The organism is Bradyrhizobium sp. Mp27 (genome assembly GCF_029953005.1).
GTDB classification, from domain to species: Bacteria; Pseudomonadota; Alphaproteobacteria; order Rhizobiales; family Xanthobacteraceae; genus Bradyrhizobium; species Bradyrhizobium barranii.
This window is the reverse complement of the sequence record NZ_JASAUS010000258.1, coordinates 1-6,710: the sequence shown is the minus strand read 5'-3', so window position 1 is coordinate 6,710 and position 6,710 is coordinate 1. Positions and strand designations below refer to the sequence as shown.

At 62.0% G+C, this 6,710-nt stretch carries 5 protein-coding genes; 1 reads left to right on the top strand and 4 read right to left on the bottom strand.

The features are described from left to right. Positions 1-394: 394 nt before the first annotated feature. From QJT78_RS47205 to QJT78_RS47195, 3 genes are all read right to left on the bottom strand, one after another. Positions 395-1,705, bottom strand: coding sequence for an HlyD family type I secretion periplasmic adaptor subunit (locus QJT78_RS47205; RefSeq protein WP_038945580.1), 1,311 nt, complete (start codon positions 1,703-1,705; stop codon positions 395-397). Beyond that, complete coding sequence (locus tag QJT78_RS47200) at positions 1,702-3,444, bottom strand: type I secretion system permease/ATPase (RefSeq protein WP_038976557.1); 1,743 nt, start codon at positions 3,442-3,444, stop codon at positions 1,702-1,704. The genes QJT78_RS47205 and QJT78_RS47200 overlap by 4 nt, the downstream gene beginning before the upstream one ends. Positions 3,445-4,289: 845 nt before the next feature. Next, complete coding sequence (locus tag QJT78_RS47195; RefSeq protein ID WP_272481447.1) at positions 4,290-4,580, bottom strand: helix-turn-helix domain-containing protein; 291 nt, start codon at positions 4,578-4,580, stop codon at positions 4,290-4,292. Between the two features lie 389 nt (positions 4,581-4,969). On the opposite strand from QJT78_RS47195, the gene QJT78_RS47190 reads away from it, so the two are divergent. Continuing rightward, positions 4,970-5,449, top strand: a complete 480-nt coding sequence (locus QJT78_RS47190) for a hemolysin-type calcium-binding protein (protein ID WP_038976556.1) — start codon at positions 4,970-4,972, stop codon at positions 5,447-5,449. 60 nt (positions 5,450-5,509) lie between these two features. Here the strand turns inward: QJT78_RS47190 and QJT78_RS47185 are convergent, their stop codons facing one another. Beyond that, positions 5,510-5,758, bottom strand: coding sequence for a hypothetical protein (locus tag QJT78_RS47185; protein ID WP_157790321.1), 249 nt, complete (start codon positions 5,756-5,758; stop codon positions 5,510-5,512). Positions 5,759-6,710: the final 952 nt, after the last annotated feature.

Below are 6,710 nucleotides of genomic sequence, written 5' to 3'. Positions count from 1 at the left end.
CAACGCATACAACGACAGAGCCGAGCCCTTCGTCTGGACCAAGAAAAAGGTCCGTCAACGCCGTTTCAAAGGCCGCCGTATCACTCAGCTCTGATTCCGGGTACTAGTCTGTAGTGCGCCGCCCTCACCCCTACGCAGCTGAAGTCGCCGTGACGCTGTCCCTATCACGTGCCGCAGACTTCGGTGAGCACGGATAGGTGTCGTCGCGCTCGGCTTGACAGCGGCGCCTTGGGCACCGTGAACCGCGTTTCGAGGGTCTGGAGCGCCGAATTCTCCTGCGCGATGCGGTTGGTGAGCGCCGCATATTGGGAGCTTGTCAGCGCTGCACAGCGCCACGAGGCGCGTCATCTCGGCGGCGAGAGGAAGGGTATGATTTCAACGCATTGAGAAAGACTCACTTCTCGCGGAACGCGCGCATCAGCTGGTCGCTAAGCGGCTTCATCAGATAGGTCAGCATGGTGCGGTCGCCGGTCTGGACGAAAGCTTCCACCGGCATGCCCGGAATGATCTTGATGTCGCTGCCGAGGCGCGCGACCTCCTCCGGCGGCATCGAGACGCGGATGGTGTAGAAGCTATGCCCGGTGCGCTGATCGGTGGTGACGTCGGCGGAGATGCGGGTCACGACGCCGTTCAGTTCCGGCGTGGTGCGCTGGTTCAAGGCCGAGAGCCGCAGCAGCGTCTTCTGGCCGACCTGCAGCTTGTCGATGTCCTGTGGATTGACCTTGACCTCGACCGACAGGTCGTCGGCCCTCGGTACGATCATCATGATGGCGTCGCCGGCGGTGATGACGCCGCCGACGGTGTGCACCGTCGATTGCAGCACCACGCCGTCCTGCGGCGCGCGGATGTCGATGCGGCGAAGCTGGTCTTCGGCGGTGACCTTGCGCTCGACGAACTCGCCGATCTTGTCGTTGGTCTCGCGCAGGTCCTTCGAGACTTCGGCTAGCATGTCTTTGTCGACCTGGATGATCTGCAGCTCGGTCTCGGTGATCTTGCCCTTGGCCTGCGCGCGCGAGGCGATGTATTGCGCGCGCTCGCCCGCAAGCCGCGCGGCATCGCGTTCGAGCGTGGTCAGGCGGTTGATCTGCACCAGATGCTGCTCGTAGAGCTGACGGACGCCGACCAGCTCCAGCTGCACCAGCTCGATCTCCTTGTCCTTGGCCGTCTCCTGCGCCTGGAGCCCGGCGATCTCCTCGTTGAGCTGGGTGACGCGCTCGCGCAGCTGCGCTTTCTGGCCGGTGCGGCCGTTGACGCGGACCTCGAACAGCTTGGTCTCGCTCGCCATCACGTAGCGGACATCAGGGTCGTCGGCGCGCTCGGTGAGCTGCGGCGGAAAGGCAATCTTGGGCCGGTTCTGCTGCTCGGCCTCAAGCCGGGCCGCGCGCGCGTAAAGTCCATTCAGTGCCTTGACGACGATCGCAAGGCTCGCCTTCACCACGGTCTCGTCGAGCCGCACGACGATGTCGCCGGCCTTGACCACGTCGCCGTCGCGTACCCGCACCTCGCCGACCACGCCGCCGGTCGGATGCTGCACCTTCTTCACGTTGGAATCGACAACCACGGAGCCCGGCGCGATCTGGGCACCCGCGATCGGCACCGTCGAAGCCCAGCCGCCGACGCCGCCGGCGAGCATGAGGACCACGACGAGGCCGACGATCAGGTGTTCCCTGATCGACTTGTGCGCGTTCCGCCGCTGCTCCTTCATGACTTCGCAGCTCCCGCGTCGGAGACGATCTTGATCGGCGGCGGCGCGACACGCTGCAGCACCTGCCCGAGCACGGCTTCCTTCGGACCGAAGGTCTGCATGCGGCCGTCCTTCAGCACCAGGAGTTGGTCGACGCCCTCGATGCCGATCGGCCGGTGTGCGACCACGATCACAACCGCGCCGCGCCCGCGCGCCGCGCACACCGCACGCGTCAAGGCCTCGTCGCCCTCGCTGTCGAGATTGGAGTTCGGCTCGTCCAGCACGATCAGGAACGGGTTGCGGTAGAGTGCGCGCGCCAGCGCCACCCGCTGGGCCTGCCCCGCCGAGAGGGCGGTGCCCTGCTCGCCGACCTGGGTGCCATAGCCCTCGCGCATCTTGATGATCATCTCGTGCACGCCAGCCTCTTTGGCCGCGGCGATGATGGCATCGGACTTGGCCTCGGGATCGAAGCGGCAGATGTTCTGCGCAACGGTGCCGCCGAACAGCTCGACATCCTGCGGCAGGTAGCCGACGTAGCGGCCGAGCACATCCGACGACCACTGGTCGAGCGCCGCGCCGTCCAGCCGTACCTTGCCGCGGACCGGCGTCCAGACGCCGACGAGCGCGCGGATCAGCGACGATTTGCCGGAGCCGCTCGGGCCGAGCACGCCGACACCGCTGCCGGCCTCGACCGCAAAGGTGACGTCCCGCATGATCACGCGCTGGTCGCCGGGCGCGGCCATGGTCACACCTTCAACCGTGAGCTTCTTGCTCGGCGCCTGCAGCAGGGTCTGCGCGGCGGGCGCCGGCATCTGCTGCAGCAGGCGGTTGAGGCGCTGCCAGCTCTGGCGCGCAGCAACAAAACCCTTCCAATGCGCGATCGCAAGGTCGAGCGGCGCCAGCGCGCGCGCGCTCAGGATCGAGCCGGCGATGATGATGCCGCCGGTGGCTTCCTGGTGAACGACGAGATAGGCGCCGACCGCGAGCGCCGCGGACTGCAGCATCATGCGCAGCACCTTGGCGACGGAACTGAGGCCGCCGGTGACGTCGCTGGCGCGCTGATTGCCGGCGAGGTAGTCCTCGTTGGCCTCGTTCCAGCGCTTGTTCATCCGCTCGGCCATGCCCATCGCGACCAGCACCTCGGCGTTGCGCCGGCTCGAGGTTGCAAGATCGTTGCGCCGGGCCGCGAGCGTCATCGCCTCCTTCGCAGGCGCCCGCGACATGTATTCGGTGATCAGCGTCAACGTCACGAGGACAATGGCGCCGGCGAGCGCAGTGACGCCGAGCAGCCAGTGAAACGCGAAGCAGATCGCGAGGTAGAACGGCAGCCAAGGCAGGTCTAAGAACGCCCCCGGTCCCATGCTGCCGAGGAACGAGCGCACAGTGTCGAGGTCGCGCAGCGGCTGCAGGCCCTCGTTGCGATTGCCGACCAGCAGCGGCAGGCGCACGACGGTGTCGAACACCCGTGCATTGAGCGCTTCGTCGAGCGAGGTTCCGATGCGGCCGAGGATCCGCCCGCGCAACAGATCGAGCACACCTTGGGCGATGTAGAGACTGCCGGCGATAACGACGAGGCCGACCAGGGTCGAAACGCTGCGGCTGGGCAGCACTCGGTCATAGACCTCCAGCATGAACACCGAGCCGGTCAGGTTCAGCAGGTTGATCATGCAACTCATGAGACCGACGCCGATGAAGGCACTTCGGCAAGCGCGCAGCGCATCACCGAGTTCGGAACGCCGGACGGCGGGAGCGACTGCCATTAAATCCAACATCTAAAAAGGGTTCGTGAAAGCCACGCGGCACCGTCGTTTGTGGCCATCGTCCGTCGCATTACCCCCGCAGCAGGTTCGCGACCGCATTTCGATGATTGCGGCGGACTCTGAAAGAGTCATAAACTGAAGATGTGTCGCCCTGCCGCGCGTTCTAAAGCAGTCCCCGTGCATCTGCACTTGCTCGATTGGACCACCCGTCATTCTTCCCGGCCCTTCCCAGATGCTTGCATTAATGAGTCAGGAGACGAAATTCTGCCGACCATCGTACTCCAGACTCCTTGAAGCGAGGGATCCAACGTCACGTGGCGTTCGAATCCGATTTGCCGGCGCGTCATCGATTGCCTTCTTCATGTAGCTTTGGTCAGCGCTCGTCGAGAGCCTACAACCTGACGCCACGTAAACTTCAAGCTATTTATTGATTTCCTGCTTGAGCCGGCTGTATCAAGTCTGGTGGCGGCAGGAGATCAATAGATCTGGTTGTCTTGCAAGGAACGCATCCCAGCGGCTGCCATTGCGGCTCTGGCAAAATTACGCCTACCAACAAGCCGAACACGATGAAGCAGGGGCTCTCGGGAGCGTTGCTTTCTTCTTGCAAACCGGAGGCGAACCATGCACTGGAACCCCGATTTCGATCGGCTTACTTTGGGCGTGACGGGGGAGAGCTGCCGCAACGGTTGCGGTAAACTCTTTGAATGCCTGCTGAGCCTCTTCGTCGGCTTGGGGATAACGCGGGGCGCACCGAGAAGCGGCGATAACCGAGCTTTGCGAGGATCTTGCCAACCGAACGCTCGTGCATTGTGACGCCGAAGCGTCGTTCAATCCCGTCGCGCAGATCAATCCGCCGCCAGCGCACCACCCCAGCGCCAGAGCGGCGCCGGCTCCGACAAGCCTGCCAGTTCGTCTTCCGCTGCGCGGTGAGTTTCGGCGAAAGGATCAGGCGGATTGCGCGACCGAAGCCCGGCCAGGCCTTCCACGTTGTACCGATGCCCCCAGTCCCGCAGGGTCTGGCTATCCATTCCGCAGTTTTTCGCCGCCTTCCTGCGCCCCCCGCTTCCAGAACCAGCGCAAGTGCCAACATCCGCCGCGCCGCCGTTCTGTCCTTCTCCCGCTGCGCCGCCTTCCAAAGCTCAGGTGCTGTCAAATCAAACCGGCCGATCGCTACCGTCCCACCCAAGCGCTCTTCTCCTAACGAGCAACGACCGATTCAGAAATTCACCGATTTGGGACTCCCCAATCTGAGTCAAACCTCAAGGCCGTTGTTATGACTTGTACAACCGCTGTGAGGTCTCGCATCCACCCACCCGACGGCTCATCAACGTGACAACACCGATCTCAGTGTCGAGCCGGAGGGCTATTGAAAAACCACTTGCACAACGCTCGGCAATTAGACGACCCATCGCATCCGTTTTGGCTGAGTGTGCAATCAGGTTTTCGTCAGCTTCGAAGTTTATGTTTCGTAGCCAGAGCGCGATCACTTGCGTGACCGCTCGCCGACACAACACAGGAGAACGGCATGGCTTTTATCCGCGGCACAAACTCCGACGATCACTTGGTTGGGACGCCCGATAGGGACTTTATCCAAGGCCTGGGCGGGAACGACTATCTCGCTGGTGGTGCGGGCGACGATGCTCTGGAAGGCAATCAGGGCGACGACACGATCTCTGGTGGTGCGGGCGAGGATTTTCTGCTCGGCGATCAGGGCAACGATGTTCTGTTCGGCAATGACGGTAACGACAACTTCATGTTTACGAGCGGAAACGGCAAGGATGCCGTGATGGATTTCACGGTGGGGGATAAACTGCACATCGAGGAAGGGATCAATCATACTGGTATTCATACGCTTGCCGATCTTGTCAATCGCGTCTACGCGGATGGCTCGGATTCTACCGTCGTTGACCTCGGAGAGGGTAATTCGATCACGCTCTCCAATGTGAATGCTGCCGACGTTCAGCATCACCCTGAAAATTATTTCTCGATCTTTCATTACACCTGAATCCATCTGACTTTTTCGGCCATACGTCCGGCCGAAATAGGCGACCGGGCACGGCGATCGCTATGGCACACCCTTTCCGCCTACGGCGAGTCCGCCGTTGCCCTCGACCAGATGATTGAACATCTCCGACTGGGCAGAGACATGGCACTCCGGGTTTATCGTCATGAAGCGCAGAGTTGCATGAAGCCCGGATAGACCCCTACGCCCCTGCCACGGTAGCGTTCCGGCACCGGGTGATACGCGGCGGATCGAAGAAGGCAAACGCTTCTTGATGCCGACGATGACGAGAAGTGGTCCGAGAACAATCATGGTGGCGCTCTCCCTGAGATGAAGCGCAAACGGTCCCTCTTCCGCCACCACGCGTAGTTGAGCCTATCGTCAAGGTGTCACTCTCTCGCGTTTGATCCTTCGGCCACTTCGATCATGGCGCGATCGCCGCGTAAACGTCAGGCAGATTATGAGCCTGCCAGGCGCGAGCGATAGTTGCACCAGCGCGCGATGCGATTCGGAAGTCGAGACTCGTTCACGAAATCGGGGCGTTTCTGCTCGAGCGTCGCGGCGGCGTCGGAGTAGGTTGTCGCGATGCGGCCTCGCCGCCTTGTCGGGATCCACATAGCAGATCGCAACAATATCTGCACCGGCTTGCTCAGCCCATATATGAAGGTAATTCTGAAACGGGGTCACGACGGCGTGAGCACCGTCCGGCCCCGGTATTTCGGCGAGCAGGGGGATGCATCGCCGCGGCGATTGCATCTTCACCCCTGGGCCATGACACTTGGCCGTGCGCTTGGGCTTGGACGAAGCGCTCGGGCTGGGGTGAACGGCTGAGAACTATATTGAGTTCCGATAAGTACTTCCTGGTCAGAGGGAGGCCACAAAGCGCATACCGATCAGGATCAGATAGCAGATCGTGCGATCTCAATCCGTCCGCTTGGGCATTTGATGCGTGCAATCTTGTTGGCGAGTGCCACGGATGCGACCATGATCGGTCGTCTTTGCAGTCCGAATCCAGAGCGGGGCATTCAAGCCTCGTCAAGCAACTTGATGATCAAGGTCGCACTAAATGTTAACGATCAGCAACGTCCGAAGTCGTGATTCCCGCGCTTTGATATCGCCGCAAGCCGCTCCGTTTGGATACTGACAACGAAAACCTAGCCCGTCCTATTCGTGAGAGTGCGGCTTTTGGGCCCGATTGATGCGGCCGCACATCTTGTCTGACGAGGCGCACAGGATTGCCTTCGGCTTTTCGCCGCCTGACGAC

Bases quoted from the DNA above. Each gene is read 5' to 3' on its own strand.
- QJT78_RS47205 (WP_038945580.1), bottom strand. From the start codon at position 1,705: ATGAAGGAGCAGCGGCGGAACGCGCACAAGTCGATCAGGGAACACCTG.
- QJT78_RS47200 (WP_038976557.1), bottom strand. From the start codon at position 3,444: ATGGCAGTCGCTCCCGCCGTCCGGCGTTCCGAACTCGGTGATGCGCTG.
- QJT78_RS47190 (WP_038976556.1), top strand. From the start codon at position 4,970: ATGGCTTTTATCCGCGGCACAAACTCCGACGATCACTTGGTTGGGACG.
- QJT78_RS47185 (WP_157790321.1), bottom strand. From the start codon at position 5,758: ATGATTGTTCTCGGACCACTTCTCGTCATCGTCGGCATCAAGAAGCGT.